General features: G+C 53.1%; 18 protein-coding genes. 13 read left to right on the top strand and 5 right to left on the bottom strand.

The window, feature by feature from the left end:
- The 3 genes from B3P58_RS18475 to B3P58_RS18465 form a co-directional block, all read left to right on the top strand.
- A partial coding sequence (locus B3P58_RS18475; protein ID WP_286719591.1) for a GlxA family transcriptional regulator occupies positions 1–618 on the top strand: 618 nt, incomplete at its 5' end.
- Positions 619–688: 70 nt separating this feature from the next.
- Positions 689–898, top strand: coding sequence for a hypothetical protein (locus tag B3P58_RS18470; RefSeq protein ID WP_286719589.1), 210 nt, complete (start codon positions 689–691; stop codon positions 896–898).
- A 38-nt stretch (positions 899–936) separates the two neighbouring features.
- A complete protein-coding gene (locus tag B3P58_RS18465; RefSeq protein ID WP_255606124.1) occupies positions 937–1,062 on the top strand; it encodes a hypothetical protein in 126 nt (41 codons plus the stop codon).
- A gap of 48 nt (positions 1,063–1,110) precedes the next feature.
- Here the strand turns inward: B3P58_RS18465 and B3P58_RS18460 are convergent, their stop codons facing one another.
- Positions 1,111–2,067, bottom strand: a complete 957-nt coding sequence (locus B3P58_RS18460; RefSeq protein ID WP_286719586.1) for a LysR family transcriptional regulator — start codon at positions 2,065–2,067, stop codon at positions 1,111–1,113.
- 136 nt (positions 2,068–2,203) lie between these two features.
- Here B3P58_RS18460 and B3P58_RS18455 point away from each other — a divergent pair, with 136 nt between their 5' ends.
- The 3 genes from B3P58_RS18455 to B3P58_RS18445 all read left to right on the top strand — a co-directional run bounded on the left by B3P58_RS18455 (position 2,204) and on the right by B3P58_RS18445 (position 6,226).
- Positions 2,204–3,619 carry an acetyl-CoA carboxylase biotin carboxylase subunit gene (locus tag B3P58_RS18455; protein WP_286719584.1) on the top strand — a complete coding sequence of 472 codons (1,416 nt, stop codon included), beginning with the start codon at positions 2,204–2,206 and terminating at the stop codon, positions 3,617–3,619.
- Positions 3,620–3,638: 19 nt separating this feature from the next.
- Positions 3,639–5,450: a sodium-extruding oxaloacetate decarboxylase subunit alpha gene (gene oadA, locus B3P58_RS18450; RefSeq protein WP_230331212.1), complete on the top strand. Its 1,812-nt coding sequence runs from the start codon at positions 3,639–3,641 to the stop codon at positions 5,448–5,450.
- A 110-nt stretch (positions 5,451–5,560) separates the two neighbouring features.
- Positions 5,561–6,226 carry a carbonic anhydrase gene (locus B3P58_RS18445; protein WP_145470874.1) on the top strand — a complete coding sequence of 222 codons (666 nt, stop codon included), beginning with the start codon at positions 5,561–5,563 and terminating at the stop codon, positions 6,224–6,226.
- 40 nt (positions 6,227–6,266) lie between these two features.
- Here B3P58_RS18445 and B3P58_RS18440 read toward each other — a convergent pair whose 3' ends face one another.
- The 3 genes from B3P58_RS18440 to B3P58_RS18430 are packed head-to-tail and all read right to left on the bottom strand — an operon-like array spanning position 6,267 to position 8,707.
- A complete protein-coding gene (locus tag B3P58_RS18440; RefSeq protein WP_286719583.1) occupies positions 6,267–6,638 on the bottom strand; it encodes a hypothetical protein in 372 nt (123 codons plus the stop codon).
- A gap of 37 nt (positions 6,639–6,675) precedes the next feature.
- Positions 6,676–7,296 (bottom strand): trimeric intracellular cation channel family protein, encoded by a 621-nt coding sequence (locus B3P58_RS18435; RefSeq protein ID WP_145470877.1) that lies wholly within the window; start codon positions 7,294–7,296, stop codon positions 6,676–6,678.
- Between the two features lie 43 nt (positions 7,297–7,339).
- Complete coding sequence (locus B3P58_RS18430; protein ID WP_286719581.1) at positions 7,340–8,707, bottom strand: leucyl aminopeptidase family protein; 1,368 nt, start codon at positions 8,705–8,707, stop codon at positions 7,340–7,342.
- 190 nt (positions 8,708–8,897) lie between these two features.
- On the opposite strand from B3P58_RS18430, the gene B3P58_RS18425 reads away from it, so the two are divergent.
- Both B3P58_RS18425 and B3P58_RS18420 read left to right on the top strand, forming a co-directional pair.
- The gene (locus tag B3P58_RS18425) at positions 8,898–9,317 is read left to right on the top strand and encodes a YeeE/YedE family protein (protein WP_145470881.1); all 420 of its coding nucleotides are present in this window, start codon (positions 8,898–8,900) and stop codon (positions 9,315–9,317) included.
- Complete coding sequence (locus tag B3P58_RS18420; RefSeq protein ID WP_286719578.1) at positions 9,314–9,745, top strand: DUF6691 family protein; 432 nt, start codon at positions 9,314–9,316, stop codon at positions 9,743–9,745. Before B3P58_RS18425 ends, B3P58_RS18420 begins: the two co-directional genes overlap by 4 nt.
- 5 nt (positions 9,746–9,750) lie before the next feature.
- Here B3P58_RS18420 and B3P58_RS18415 read toward each other — a convergent pair whose 3' ends face one another.
- Positions 9,751–10,002 carry a hypothetical protein gene (locus B3P58_RS18415; RefSeq protein WP_145470883.1) on the bottom strand — a complete coding sequence of 84 codons (252 nt, stop codon included), beginning with the start codon at positions 10,000–10,002 and terminating at the stop codon, positions 9,751–9,753.
- A 166-nt stretch (positions 10,003–10,168) separates the two neighbouring features.
- Between B3P58_RS18415 and B3P58_RS18410 the strand changes: the two genes are divergently transcribed.
- Genes B3P58_RS18410 through B3P58_RS18390 form a run of 5 tightly spaced genes read left to right on the top strand, consistent with a single transcriptional unit; the run spans position 10,169 to position 13,516 of the window.
- Positions 10,169–10,744, top strand: a complete 576-nt coding sequence (locus B3P58_RS18410; RefSeq protein ID WP_286719576.1) for a hypothetical protein — start codon at positions 10,169–10,171, stop codon at positions 10,742–10,744.
- Complete coding sequence (locus B3P58_RS18405; RefSeq protein WP_145470887.1) at positions 10,741–11,415, top strand: response regulator transcription factor; 675 nt, start codon at positions 10,741–10,743, stop codon at positions 11,413–11,415. Before B3P58_RS18410 ends, B3P58_RS18405 begins: the two co-directional genes overlap by 4 nt.
- Entirely contained in the window at positions 11,415–12,764 is a 1,350-nt protein-coding gene (locus B3P58_RS18400) for an ATP-binding protein (protein WP_145470889.1), read from the top strand. Before B3P58_RS18405 ends, B3P58_RS18400 begins: the two co-directional genes overlap by 1 nt.
- Before the next feature lie 7 nt (positions 12,765–12,771).
- Entirely contained in the window at positions 12,772–13,131 is a 360-nt protein-coding gene (locus B3P58_RS18395) for a Bor family protein (protein ID WP_186436032.1), read from the top strand.
- The gene (locus B3P58_RS18390; protein WP_286719573.1) at positions 13,124–13,516 is read left to right on the top strand and encodes a hypothetical protein; all 393 of its coding nucleotides are present in this window, start codon (positions 13,124–13,126) and stop codon (positions 13,514–13,516) included. The genes B3P58_RS18395 and B3P58_RS18390 overlap by 8 nt, the downstream gene beginning before the upstream one ends.
- Positions 13,517–13,630: the final 114 nt, after the last annotated feature.

Below are 13,630 nucleotides of genomic sequence, written 5' to 3'. Positions count from 1 at the left end.
GGTATGCGGGTGACGACTCACTGGGCTTTCGCCGGGCTGTTCCGGCGCAGCTTCCCGCAGGTCCGGCTGGATGAGCAGCAAATGCTGTGTGAAGACGGCCAGCTGATCAGCAGTGGCGGAGCGACGGCGGTGCTGGATCTGCTGCTGCACCTTATACGCCGTTTTGCTTCATTAGAGCTGGCACAAACCTGCAGCCGTTATTTACTGATTGATAATGTCCGCAGCGTACAAAGCCCCTATGCCTTATGGGCCGCGCCGAAAAATCACACTGATCAGGATATTCTGAAGGTACAGAACTGGCTGGATGAACACTTTGCCGGAGCGCTGGTCATCGATGAACTGGCCAGCCGTTTCGGCTTTGGTGTGCGTAACTTTAAGCGGCGTTTTAAGGAGGCGACGGGGCAGGCGCCGCTGGCTTATCTGCAGGCGCTGCGCATAGAAAAAGCCAAGCAGCTGATTGAGTCGACCCGCATGACTATTGACAGCATTACGCTGGCGGTCGGTTATGAAGACAGTAATTCATTCCGCCGTCTTTTCCGTCAGCGGGTGGGTTTATCGCCTGCGGCTTATCGTAAACAGTTTCAGCCAAAGTCCAGAGCGGAGTCATCTGCAGAGTAATTAACGTATTGCATAATGATATACAATGTATATCATGAAGTTCTCTTCATCTTATTGGGTTTCAGGCGTCGTGGATAAGGTAAAGGCTTCAGCCAAAACTGGCCGCAGTAAAAAGGCTAAAGCTGTAAAGAATGATGCACAGCTGCTTATCCGTATTAATGGCGAAGAGCGGGAACAGTTTCTTGCTCTGTGCGAAGAGCTGGACACCAGTGCAGCCCGTGAAATCCGGCGATTTATCCGCGGTTTTATCCGGAAAAATCAGCAGACTGAAGAGTCATAGTGCTTAATGCACCCATCGGAATAAAGAAGGAATTTGTTATGTCTAAGAAAGTATCCAAGAAAGTCGTCAGCCTGAAAAAAGAGATCAAAGCGCGTAAGGCCAAGATCTCCAAGCAGGAAAGCAAACTGAAAGTGCTGAAGAAAAAGCTGAAAAAAGCCGCTTAATCGCTGGCTGATATAAAAAACGACACCTGCGGGTGTCGTTTTTTTTGGTCAGGACTTCAACTGTGGGTTACGTAAAAATACCTGCTCGAACTGTTTAATATTCTGCTGAATATAATCAATAAAAGCCTTCATGGCTGGGGTTGGATGTTTGGCCTGCGGATACACCACACACCAGCTGCGGCGCAGTGGAAAGCCCGGAATATCCAACACCCGCAGCGTCCCCAGCTGCAGTTCCGGCAGGATGCTGAGCTTAGGCAGCACGGCTACACCAAGGCCGGCAATCACGGCGTGTTTAACGGCGTCGTTCGAGCCGATTTCCATGCTGGGTTTCACTCGCAGGCGTTGTTGCTGGCAGTGTACTTCCAGCGCCAGGCGGCTGCCGGAACCCGCCTCGCGCATCAGCAGGTTGCTGTCGAGGAAGTCCTGCGGGCTGACCGCTTCCTGCAGTAACAGCGGATGTCCGGCCGGCACCACCGGTACCAGCTCATTATTCAGAAACGGCAGTGATGCCAGCGGTTTCTCGCTTGGCACCATGCCCATAATCACCAGATCGTCACGGTTATCGTTCAGGCGCTGAATCGCTGCGGCGCGGTTCACCACGCTGACGCTGACGTTGATCTGTGGGTAAAGATTAAGGAAAGCGCGCAGCAGATACGGCACAACATATTGCGCCGTATTCACCGCCACCAGTTTCAGCTCACCAGCCACTTTACCGTCCAGCTCGGCCAGATCGGTCTGCAACCGGCGCAGTTCACCGAAAATACCCTCCACGCTCCGGGCCAGTTTCTCTCCGGCCGCTGTCACAAATAAACGGCGGCCGACGTATTCGAATAAGGGCATTTCCAGCGCCTGCTCCAGCTGGCGCATCTGGCTGCTGACCGCCGGCTGGGTCAGGCCGAGCAGCTCGCCCGCCTTACTGTAACTTTCCAGCTCATATACTGCGTGGAATACCTGCAACTGGCGAAAAGTCAGGCGGCTGGCTAATTTTTGTACGCTGATTGGCATGCTATGTTGCTCGTTGGTCTTTATGTATAAGTAATACCTTATAGGTTGGGTAAAAAATATCAATTTTTGCTTTGGTCTGGTGTTGTCTAAGCTGATCTGACCCTTTCACTCAGGGACTACGAACGAGGAGTTCCCCATGCTGAAGAAAGTTCTTATTGCTAACCGCGGCGAGATTGCCGTCCGTATCGTGCGCGCCTGCGCCGAGATGGGCATCCGTTCGGTGGCTATCTATACCGAACCGGACCGCTATGCGCTGCATGTTAAGCGTGCGGACGAAGCTTATATGCTGGGTGAAGATCCGCTGGCCGGTTATCTCGATCCGCTGCGCATTGTGAATCTGGCATTGGAAACCGGCTGCGATGCCATTCATCCGGGCTACGGCTTTTTGTCAGAGAACGCTGAGTTCGCCCGCCTGTGTGAACAGAAAGGGGTAACCTTTATCGGGCCGAAGTCGGATGTTATCCACAAAATGGGCGATAAAACCCAGGCCCGTGATTCCATGCGCGCCGCTGGCGTACCTATTACTCCGGGTTCCGACGGTAATCTGGCCAATCTGGATGAGGCGCTGAAACTGGCCGCCGAGATTGGTTATCCGGTGATGCTGAAAGCCACTTCCGGTGGTGGTGGCCGCGGTATCCGCCGTTGTGATTCTGCCGACGAATTAAAATCCCAGTACCCGCGGGTTATTTCTGAAGCCACCAAAGCCTTTGGTTCGGCCGATGTGTTTATGGAAAAGTGCATCGTAAACCCGCGTCATATCGAAGTGCAGATTCTGGCCGACAGTCAGGGCAATGTGGTGCATCTGTATGAGCGTGACTGCTCTATTCAGCGCCGTAACCAGAAGCTGATCGAGATTGCGCCAAGCCCGCAATTAACACCGGAGCAGCGCCAGTATATTGGTGGGCTGGCGGTGAAAGCGGCCGCAGCCGTCGGTTATGAAAATGCCGGTACGGTCGAATTCCTGCTGACCGGCAATGAAGTGTACTTCATGGAAATGAATACCCGTGTTCAGGTCGAGCACACCATTACCGAGCAGATCACCGGGGTGGATATTGTGCGTGAGCAGCTGCGCATTGCCGCTGGCCTGCCGCTCAGTTATCGCCAGGAAGATATTGCCTATCGCGGTTTTGCCCTGCAGTTCCGTATTAATGCCGAAGACCCGAAAAACGATTTCCTGCCAAGCTTTGGCCGTATCTCTCACTATTACGCGCCGGGTGGGCCGGGTGTACGGGTCGATACAGCAATTTATACCGGCTATGAAATTCCGCCGTATTACGACTCCATGTGTTTAAAACTGGTGGTCTGGGCGCTGACCTGGGAAGAAGTGATTGCCCGTGGTCAGCGCGCGCTGGATGACATGCGTCTGCACGGTATTAAAACCACCGCGCACTATTACCAGCAGATTCTCAGTAACGCCGATTTTAAACGGGCGGAATTCGACACCAGCTTTGTGCCGACCCATCCGGAATTATTGAATTATTCAGAAAAACGTCACCCCAGCGAAGTTGCGCTGGCCATTGCCGCAGCCATTGCCGCACACGCCGGCTGGTAATCCGCAGGAGGAATGAATGATGAGTAACGTGAAAAAGATTGAAGTCACCGATGTGGTTCTGCGTGATGCACACCAGTCGCTGATTGCGACCCGTATGCGCACTGAAGACATGCTGCCGATCTGCGATAAGCTGGATAAAGTCGGCTACTGGTCGCTGGAAGTCTGGGGCGGCGCCACCTTTGATGCCTGTGTGCGTTTCCTTAAAGAAGACCCGTGGGAGCGTCTGCGTCAGCTGAAAAAAGCGCTGCCCAATACCCGCCTGCAAATGCTGCTGCGTGGTCAGAACCTGCTCGGTTATCGCCATTACGCCGATGACGTGGTGGAAGCCTTTGTGCAGAAAGCGGCGGATAACGGCATTGATGTATTCCGTGTATTCGATGCGCTGAACGATCTGCGTAACATCGAAACCGCAATGAAAGCGGTTAAAAAAGCCGGTAAACATGCGCAGGGCACCATCTGCTACACCACCAGTCCGGTGCATACGCCAGCGCTCTTTGTTGAACAGGCCAAAGCGATGCAGGCCATGGGCGCCGACTCTATTGCCATTAAAGATATGGCGGGTCTGCTCACACCATACGGCACCTATGAGCTGGTAAAAGCGATTAAAGCCGAAGTGGATTTACCGCTGGTTATTCACAGTCATTCAACGGCAGGTCTGGCGCCGCTGTGTCAGCTGAAAGCGATAGAAGCCGGTGCTGACCGTATCGATACTGCGATTTCTTCTTTTGCCTCAGGTACCAGTCATCCGGCGACCGAGTCGCAGGTTGCTGCGTTAAAAGGCACAGGCTACGACACCGGTCTGGATCTGGAACTGCTGGGTGAAATTGCCGATTACTTCCGTGAAGTGCGGAAAAAATACCACCAGTTTGAAAGTGAATTTACCCGCGAAGATGTTTCCGTGCAGATTAATCAGGTGCCGGGCGGCATGATGTCCAACCTGGCCAATCAGCTGAAAGAACAGAACGCGCTGGATAAAATCCGTGAGGTGTTTGCCGAAATTCCACGGGTGCGTGAAGACCTTGGTTTTCCTCCGCTGGTAACGCCAACCTCACAGATTGTTGGCACCCAGGCGGTATACAACGTGCTGGCGGGTCAGCGTTATAAAACCATCACCAACGAAGTTAAGCGTTACCTGCAGGGTGGCTATGGTGCAGCACCGGCGCCGGTGAATGCTGAATTGCAGAAAAAAGCCATTGGTAATGAGAGCGTTAATGATGGTCGTCCGGCGGATTTATTAAGCCCGGAAATGAATAAGCTGCGTGATGACATTGGTGCTCTGGCGCAAAGCGAAGAAGATGTTCTGACCTTTGCCATGTTCCCGGATCTGGGCCGTGAATTCCTGCAGCAACGTGCTGATGGCACCCTGAAACCGGAAGAGCTACTGCCGCCGGATCAGAAAGGCAAAGGCCGTATGGGTGAAGCGATGGCAACTGAATTCCGTATCGACGTACACGGCGAAAGCTATGAAGTGGCTATTACCGGTGTCGGCGACTCCGGTGCCGGTAAACGCAAACTGTACCTGTCGCTGGACGGTATGCCGGAAGAAGTAATTTTTGAATCGCTGAACGAATACGTCGCCGAAGGCAGCAGCAATCATGGCCGTAAACGTGCCACGCAACCGGGTCATGTTACCGCAGCAATGCCGGGCAATATCGTCGATGTGCTGGTGAAAGAAGGTGATAAAGTCGAAGCCGGCCAGTCTGTGTTGATTGCTGAAGCGATGAAAATGGAAACCGAAGTTCACGCCAATATCGCCGGTACCGTACAGGCGGTTTATGTGAGCAAAGGGGACCGGGTAACGCCGGGTGAGGTATTAATCGAAATCGGTTGATACCGGGGAGGATTGTTGTGTCGTCAGCGGCACAACAGTCCGCTGAGAAAATCATGTTTCTTACGGAGGGAATACCGTATTCTTAGCGCCGTTGATAAGGGGAGATTGCAGTGGAAAAACTGATACGTGGTGTACTGAATTTTAAACAGAATGTGTATCCGCAACAGAAAGACCTGTTCGGCACGCTGGCTGACGATGGCCAGAATCCGGACGTACTCTTTATTACCTGTTCGGACTCCCGTATCGATCCGAATATGGTTACCGGCTCAGCCCCTGGTGATCTCTTTATCTGCCGTAATGCCGGTAATATTATTCCCCCACACTCTAACGAAACCGGTGGCATGACCGCATCTATTGAGTATGCCGTCGCGGTATTAGGCGTACGCCATATTATTGTGTGCGGACATACCGATTGTGGTGCGATTAAAGGCGCTCTGGATATGACCAAGCTGAAGGGGCTGCCGCACGTTAAAGAGTGGTTAGGTCATTGCCGTTCCGCGATGGAAATCGTGCGCGAACGTAATGGGATTCCATCGGATATGTGTCTGGGTCATGAGCACCTGAACGAAGCCATTGAAGAGAACGTTTTGCAGCAGGTTCAGCATTTACGTACCCATCCGGTGGTGGCCGCCAAACTGTCGACACAGAAAGTACATATTCACGGCTGGGTGTATGACATTAAAAGTGGTGGCATCCGTTGCTGCAGCCATAACAGCGATACCTTTAACGATTTCTCGGCTCATTATGCCGATATTATTGCGAGCGTCGGCGAATAATCGTCCGGGCCGGTTTCTTAACCGGCCCCTGATTCTGCAATCAGCAGGTCCAGTAAATTTTATTCTCCAGATCAACGACCGCCGGACCATCGCTGCAACCGCCAACATCCTTTGCCTCTTTATCCTTCGGTTCATAGATAATAATCCAATGACCGGAGCGGGCATGCCAGTACAGCTCTCCCTCATCAATTAATCCCAACGGAAATACGCCGTCACTGTCGTTATTGGTCAGAGAGATCCTTCCCTGTTTTATTTCGGTATCCAGATTGATGCCCTGCATCTGTGGGTGCTCGGCGTAGCGTTGCTGAAATACATACTGACCATCGGCCAGCGGTAATTCTGGTGCTGCGTATGCTGTGCCAATGGTCAGGCTGGTTAACAGCAACAGGGAGTGTGTCAGAGTGGGGGTCATCTTCATTCCTTTGAATTTACAGGGTACTGTGCGGACGTTATTTTTCTTTATAGCGCGGCAAAACCAGATTCCAGCGGATGGCGCTGAGGCGCAGCAGAAAAATAAAAATACCGGCCACCAGAGCAGCGGCGCCGATATTTATATCGTTATGAATCAGCAAAATATACAGCAGGGAGCCGCTCCAGGCGGCGGTCGCATACCACTGCCCCTGAAATACCAGCGGGTCCTGATTAAGCAGTATGTCCCGCAGAATCCCACCGGCAACGCCGGTAATAACACCCATAAAAGAAGCGACCAGCATATCGGCACCAACACCCAGCGCAGCCTGAGTGCCGGCCACCGTATATAAACCTAAGGCTGCGGCATCCGGCAGCACAAACCAGCGGCCGGATAATTTAATCCAGCGCGCCAGAAAAAAAGTGGCCAGTGCACCAAACCAGGTAAAAATCAGATAACTGGAATCCGCTACCCAGAATACGGTGCGGTCGAGCAGGGTATCGCGCAGGGTGCCACCACCGAGGGCGGCACAAAACGCGATAATCATAATACCGAACAGATCAAACTGTTTGCTGCGCGCATCCAGCACTCCGGCGGAGGCCGACAGAATCGAAGCAAACATGGTTGACCAGTACATCACTTCAGCGGTGCTCAGAACCATCGTGATCGCCCGGCATTAAGTAATATTAAAAAAATAGCAGCGCTTATTGCGCTGCATAACGGTTCTGCAGATAAGCGAAAACGGCGCGCATACCCATGGCTTCACCACCCACCGGACGGCCCGGTAATTTACGGCGGTTCCAGGCCATTACGTCAAAATGCACCCAGGGCGTGTTATCAACAAAATGCTCCAGATACAGCGCGGCGGTAATTGCGCCACCAAAGGGTCCGGGTACAGAGTTCACCAGATCGGCGATATCGCTTTTCAGAGAATCGCGGTAAGCCTGATGCAGGGGCAGGTGCCAGACCGGATCGGTAATGCGCTGACCAACCTGCATTAAATCAGAAGCCAGCTGCATCTGGTTGGTAAAGAAACCCGGTAATTCAGTACCCAGAGCTACCCGGCAGGCGCCGGTAAGCGTGGCGAAGTCGATGACCAGATCCGGTGATTCACTGACCGCTTCGGTTAATGCATCACACAGCACCAGACGACCTTCGGCATCGGTGTTGTCAATTTCAACGGTTGAGCCTTTGCGTGTATTCAGCACATCACCGGGACGGAAACTGTCAGCGCTGACGGCATTTTCAACCGCCGGAACCAGCACGCGTAAACGTACCGGCAGTTGCTGCGCCATAATCAGGTAAGCAAGACCAACAACATGGGCCGCGCCGCCCATATCTTTCTTCATGGTGCGCATGGCATCGGCAGGTTTTAAATCCAGACCGCCGCTGTCAAAGCACACACCTTTACCCACCAGAGTGACCAGCGGATGTTTTTCATCGCCCCAGCGCAGATCGAGCAGGCGCGGAGCATGGGCACTGGCGCGCCCGACCGCATGAATCATCGGATAATTTTCGCTCAGCAGATCATCGCCGACGACCTGTGAAAACTGCGCGCCAAATTCTTTTGCCAGAGTTTCCAGAGCAGCCGCCAGATGCTGCGGCATCATATCGGCGGCCGGAGTATTCACCAGATCACGCACGTGACGGGTAGCGCTGACCAGCTGTTGGGCGTACGCCAGTGCGCCGCTGTCGGCCAGTAATAAACGCGCCTGTGGCTTACCCGGTTTGACATAACGCTCAAAGCGATAAGCGCCAGCGCCCCAGGCAAAGGCAATGCTGATTAACTGATCGGTATCGCTGATATTGTCGATCACGTAATCCGCTGCTGGCAGCAGGTTGGCCAGCTCGCCACAGGCAAACATATCGTCGAGGTTATCGCAGACAAAAAGCGCGCTTTGCAGGGAGCCATTGGCTGCGGGTAATAACTGTACTCCCTTGCCACTGTAGCCGCAGGCTTCCAGCCAGGCTTTTACGCCGTCTGCCTGCTGCTCCAGCCAGCGCGGAAAATCGCTGCTTTCAAGAATGGTAAGAGGGATACCTTGCTGGCCTGCGGCTAAAACATCAGACATGGAAACTCCGGACTACTGAAAATAATGTTCACAGTATAGGTAATTCCCGCAAATTACAGAATGGGCGGCACCAGCGACCTTGGTGGTGAATGTCAGCTTACTGCGCGCGGAAGCGCCAGCAGACGCGCCGGCAGACGTAACCCAGCACATGGATTAGAATACCCCACGGTTTTATTCAGGTATCTCTTCTATGAACGAATTTATTCCGGAGCTGATCGGCGGCACGCTGATTGGTCTGGCGGCAAGTCTGTTGTGGCTGGGCATTGGTCGTATCAGTGGTATGACCGGGGTGTTATCCAGTCTGTTTTTGCTGCGCGAAAAGCAGCGCTACTGGGCACTCTGGTTTCTGGCCGGACTGGTGCTGGCTTACCCTTTATATCTGGCTTTGGGTTACAGCGCGGCTATCGTCGTCACCAATAATACGCTGTTGCTGGGCAGTGCCGGTCTGCTGGTCGGATTCGGCACTTATATCGGCAATGGCTGTACCAGTGGTCATGGTGTGTGCGGTATGGGGCGGTTATCGCTGCGTTCTGCGGTGGCCACCGTCACTTTTATGGTTGCGGGTGTGGCCACTGTTGCGGTTATGAATCTGGCCGGAGGTATTTTATGAACGCACGCCTGCTGGGCCCGCTGGTGGCTCTGTCCAGTGGTCTGATTTTTGGGCTGGGGCTGCTGATTTCCGGAATGAATAACCCGGCGAAAGTGAGGGCATTTCTCGATGTTTTTGCTGCCTGGGACCCATCGCTGATCGCGGTTATGGGATCGGCCATTCCGGTGTTTGCGCTGTTTTTCTATTTCAGTAAACGCCGCAAAACGCCGTTCTGCGCCACGGCTTTTCATGAGCCTAAGCTGACACGTATTGATCTGCGTCTGCTGGCCGGAGCGCTGCTGTTTGGTATTGGCTGGGGCCTGGTTGGTCTTTGTCCGGGACCGGCGCTGGTGAACCTGCTCGCATTTGAGCCGGGTGTGCTGATCTTTGTGCTGGCCTTGTTAGCCGGCAACCGTATTGCACACTGGCTGGTAGGGCCTGTGCGATAACAGAGTCAGGCGGCTTTGTCGGTACACATCATACCGTCACACAGAGCGGCAGAGCCGGCAATACTGCCGGCATCGTCTTCTGAGCTGATGCGTAACGGTTCGACAACGGCGCTGTTGTTTTTCGCCTGACGGTTGCTGGCCATGGTTTCGCTAAACTGACGGGTGATGCCGGGCAGGAGGTCGAAATAGGCGGTAAAGTGGCGCTGTGGCTGTTGCTCTTGTTGTGCTTCTGCACTGGATTCCTGTGGAAATTCCATCTGAGTATCTTCCATTCTGGTTATTGAATCTGCACTGTAACGGACTGAGTCTGAACCTGAGCTGAATTTCCCGTTCAGCTGGCGTCGTTATTTATTCAGCTTTGGTTCACCTGCAGCGGGTATCCTGTTTAAATTGCCCGAATACTGATGTACAGGTACCCCACTCTTGATCCTCACTTTCATGTCGCTGCAATCTGTATTCAGTGCCCGGATGGCATCGCCTGCGTTGTCCCGGTCTGCTGATCGCCGTGCGCTGCGGTTGCTGTTATGCCTGCTGCTACAGGCGCTGGCATGGCCGGTGCTGGCCGGGCAGGATGACAAGCCGGAAGAAGAATCCGACTGGGTAGAGGAAACCATCAACCCTAAAACCGAATGGGTTGAGGAGGTGTTTACCCCATTTAACCGCTGGGTTGAGCGTAAAATTCAGGGCAAACCCGCTAAAACAGAACCGCCGGCGGTACCACCACCGGATGTGTTCTCACACCGGGTCAACCCTCCGGCAAATGCTATTTCGCCACAGGAAGCCGGGCGCTTATTGCGTTTGCTGTATCCGGGAGAAATCCTGCGTATTCATTTTGAGCCAGGCCCACCACCTTATTACCTGATCAAGCTGCTTGGCAGTAAGGGCAATATTGCCAGTTACTATATGCACGCAATCGATGGCACGCTGCTCGACACTATTCCCCCTGCAGCTGATACCGTCCCGGCGCGGCAGAACGAAGCACAAGGAGAACAGCGATGAAAATCCTGATTGTGGAAGACGATGCAAATCTGCGCAGCCAGCTGGCCGAAGGTCTGGATAAAGCCGGCTTTCAGTGCCAGTTGGCAGCCGATGGGCTGGAAGGTTATTTTCAGGCCAGCGAATATCCATACGATATGGCCATTATTGATCTGGGCCTGCCCAAAATTGATGGCATCGAGCTGATTCGTCGTCTGCGTAAAGATGGCTGTGCTTTTCCGCTGCTGATTCTGACAGCCAGAGGCGGCTGGAAAGCCAAGGTAGAAGGGCTGGAAGCCGGAGCGGATGACTATCTGGAAAAGCCCTTTCATATCGAGGAATTAATTGCGCGCAGCCGGGCGTTATTGCGCCGTATTACCGGCCACAGTGCCGTACTCAAAGCAGGCCCGCTGGAACTGGATGTGCAGAGTCAGCAGGTTTTGCTGGCAGGAGCCCGTCTGGAACTGACCGCATTTGAATACAAAATTCTGGAATATATGCTGCGTCACAGCAGTGAGGTTATTTCCAAAAATACCCTCACCGATTATCTGTATGCGCAGGATTTTGACCGTGACAGTAATGTGATTGAAGTACTGATTGGCCGGCTGCGTAAAAAGCTGGCTCAGGCGGATGGCTTCAGTCCGATTGTTACCCTGCGGGGGCGGGGTTATCAGTTTATAGCGGAAAACGGCTAATGCTGAATTCGCTGCGTGCCCGGCTGATGTTATTGACAACATTATTGTTGGCAGTATTAATGCTGGGTATTGGCGTATGGCTTTATCAGTCGTTTTATTACGCGCAGGTTAATGGTCTGCAGGAGCGTTTGCGCCTGCACAGCTATTCACTGCTGGCTTTGGCTGATTATCGCTCGGGCAAACTCTGGGTTCCTGATTACCTGCCGGAAGAACGCTTTAATCATACCGGCTCCGGTTTGTACGCTCAGATTCTGGATGCCTCTGATCAGATTGTCTGGCGCTCATTGTCCGCCAAAGAATTACCACCGGTGAGCGGCAGCAACGCCGCGCCTGGGGAGTGGCGTTACAGCTTTGCACGCATGCAGGGCGAAGAATATATGATTGCCCGGCTGGGGGTTAACTGGGGAAATGCCGGTAATAATAATCCGCAGTTTAATCTGCTGATGATTGAGAATCTGCATGATTTTAACCGGCAGCTGATCGACTACCGCAACAGTATGGATTATGCGCTGCTGACATTTGCGTTGCTGCTGATCGTTATGCAGCTGCTGATTCTGCGCTGGGGGTTGGCACCGCTACGTCGTGTCAGCCATGATCTGGAAAAACTGCAGCGCGGTGAACAGGCTGATTTAACCGGTGAGTATCCGCGTGAACTGCAGCCACTGACCACCAACCTGAATCAGTTGCTGCAGAGTGAGCGGGCACAGCGTGAACGTTACCGTAATATGCTCGCCGATTTATCACACAGTCTGAAAACGCCGCTGGCGGTGATGAGTGGCATGGTACATCAGCCGCAGATCAGTGATGATGACCGGCAGGAGCTGGAACGGCAGATTAATACGATGAGCGAGCGCATCCGGTTTCAGTTGCAGCGCGCGGTCAGCCAGGCACAAAGTTTCAGTCTGCAGAAAGTAGCGGTAAAACCGGTGGCAGAATCGCTGCTGGGTGTTATGAAAAAAGTGTATGCCGATAAACATCTGACCTTGCAGCTGGTTGCTGATGACGATGTATTCTTTCTGGGTGATGATAACGACCTGACCGAGATTATCGGTAATCTGCTGGATAATGCCTGTAAATATGGTCGTAGGCAGGTGCTGATCAGTGCGCATAATACTTTATCCGGCTGGCAGCTTTGTGTTGAGGATGACGGCCCGGGGGTTGCCGAAGAGCAACATGAGCATGTTCTGCAACGTGGTGTGCGCCTGGATACCATGACCGCGGGGCAGGGACTTGGGCTGGCACTGGTCAGTGATATTCTGGCATTGTATGACGCCCGCCTCAGTATTCGCGAGTCGCTGTTGGGCGGAGCCTGTTTTATTCTGGAGTTTGAAAATCAGGGAGCTCTCTGAGGTGTCGATGAACAAGGGATTAATCCGATGCAGCGTATTACGCAATATCAGCGTAATGCGTTTGTCTGTGCTGGCAGGATTGCTGTTTCTGACAGCCTGCTCCAGTGTCACTATTCGTCCTTATGGCGGCGAAAAAGACACTTCACCACCGGATTATCAGTCGAGCAAAACATTTTATCTGGCCGGGATTATTGGCGAACACGAAGTGAACACCAGTGTTATTTGTGGTGAACGGCGGGTTATGCAGATGCAGGCAATTACCAGCTTATCGGACTGGCTGCAGAGTGTACTGACACTACTGATTTATACGCCGCGTACGGCCAAGGTATGGTGTGATCATCCGGCACAGGAGACGCAGAATGACTGAATGGAAAATTGTCAGAACTGCAGCCGTTATTGCCTGCACACTGCTGTCAGCCTGCAGCACAATTCATTTTACCCATGACCTGAGCAGCAACCGTCAGCCGGCAGAACCTCTGCGCATCAAATGGCATGACACAACCATCGACGGCATGATTGAAATCAGCCCACCGGTGAATCTCTACCGTGAATGCCATGGCAAGCCCTGGAGTAAAGTAACGGTGGAGTACACCTTTGCCAATGGTCTGACCACAGCCCTGATCAGCGGCACCTTGGCCAGCGTGGCACCCGTTTTTGATTTGATCAGTGTGTATTCCCCATGGTCGGTACAGACCTACTGTTCTGTCTCCGTCAGCGATCTGCAGGCTGCTGCAGTCAGCAACAGTGACTGATATGTTTATCGCAGCACCGGAGTGCTGCGGTGTTTGCCGCGTATTAGGGCCTGTCGACACTAATTAAACAGGCCTGTTATCGGCTAAAAACTCCTCAGACAAGGCGCTGAGAGT

The organism is Thalassolituus sp. UBA2009, assembly GCF_002335285.1.
GTDB lineage: Bacteria > Pseudomonadota > Gammaproteobacteria > Pseudomonadales > Oceanobacteraceae > Venatoribacter > Venatoribacter alkanivorans.
This window is presented reverse-complemented; position numbering and strand designations above follow the sequence as displayed.

Coding starts and splice junctions, on each gene's coding strand:
- oadA (WP_230331212.1), top strand. CDS start 3,639: ATGAGTAACGTGAAAAAGATTGAAGTCACCGATGTGGTTCTGCGTGAT.
- B3P58_RS18435 (WP_145470877.1), bottom strand. CDS start 7,296: ATGGTTCTGAGCACCGCTGAAGTGATGTACTGGTCAACCATGTTTGCT.
- B3P58_RS18405 (WP_145470887.1), top strand. CDS start 10,741: ATGAAAATCCTGATTGTGGAAGACGATGCAAATCTGCGCAGCCAGCTG.
- B3P58_RS18395 (WP_186436032.1), top strand. CDS start 12,772: ATGAACAAGGGATTAATCCGATGCAGCGTATTACGCAATATCAGCGTA.
- B3P58_RS18440 (WP_286719583.1), bottom strand. CDS start 6,638: ATGACCCCCACTCTGACACACTCCCTGTTGCTGTTAACCAGCCTGACC.
- B3P58_RS18400 (WP_145470889.1), top strand. CDS start 11,415: ATGCTGAATTCGCTGCGTGCCCGGCTGATGTTATTGACAACATTATTG.
- B3P58_RS18430 (WP_286719581.1), bottom strand. CDS start 8,707: ATGTCTGATGTTTTAGCCGCAGGCCAGCAAGGTATCCCTCTTACCATT.
- B3P58_RS18425 (WP_145470881.1), top strand. CDS start 8,898: ATGAACGAATTTATTCCGGAGCTGATCGGCGGCACGCTGATTGGTCTG.
- B3P58_RS18420 (WP_286719578.1), top strand. CDS start 9,314: ATGAACGCACGCCTGCTGGGCCCGCTGGTGGCTCTGTCCAGTGGTCTG.
- B3P58_RS18460 (WP_286719586.1), bottom strand. CDS start 2,067: ATGCCAATCAGCGTACAAAAATTAGCCAGCCGCCTGACTTTTCGCCAG.
- B3P58_RS18415 (WP_145470883.1), bottom strand. CDS start 10,002: ATGGAATTTCCACAGGAATCCAGTGCAGAAGCACAACAAGAGCAACAG.
- B3P58_RS18390 (WP_286719573.1), top strand. CDS start 13,124: ATGACTGAATGGAAAATTGTCAGAACTGCAGCCGTTATTGCCTGCACA.
- B3P58_RS18465 (WP_255606124.1), top strand. CDS start 937: ATGTCTAAGAAAGTATCCAAGAAAGTCGTCAGCCTGAAAAAAGAGATC.
- B3P58_RS18455 (WP_286719584.1), top strand. CDS start 2,204: ATGCTGAAGAAAGTTCTTATTGCTAACCGCGGCGAGATTGCCGTCCGT.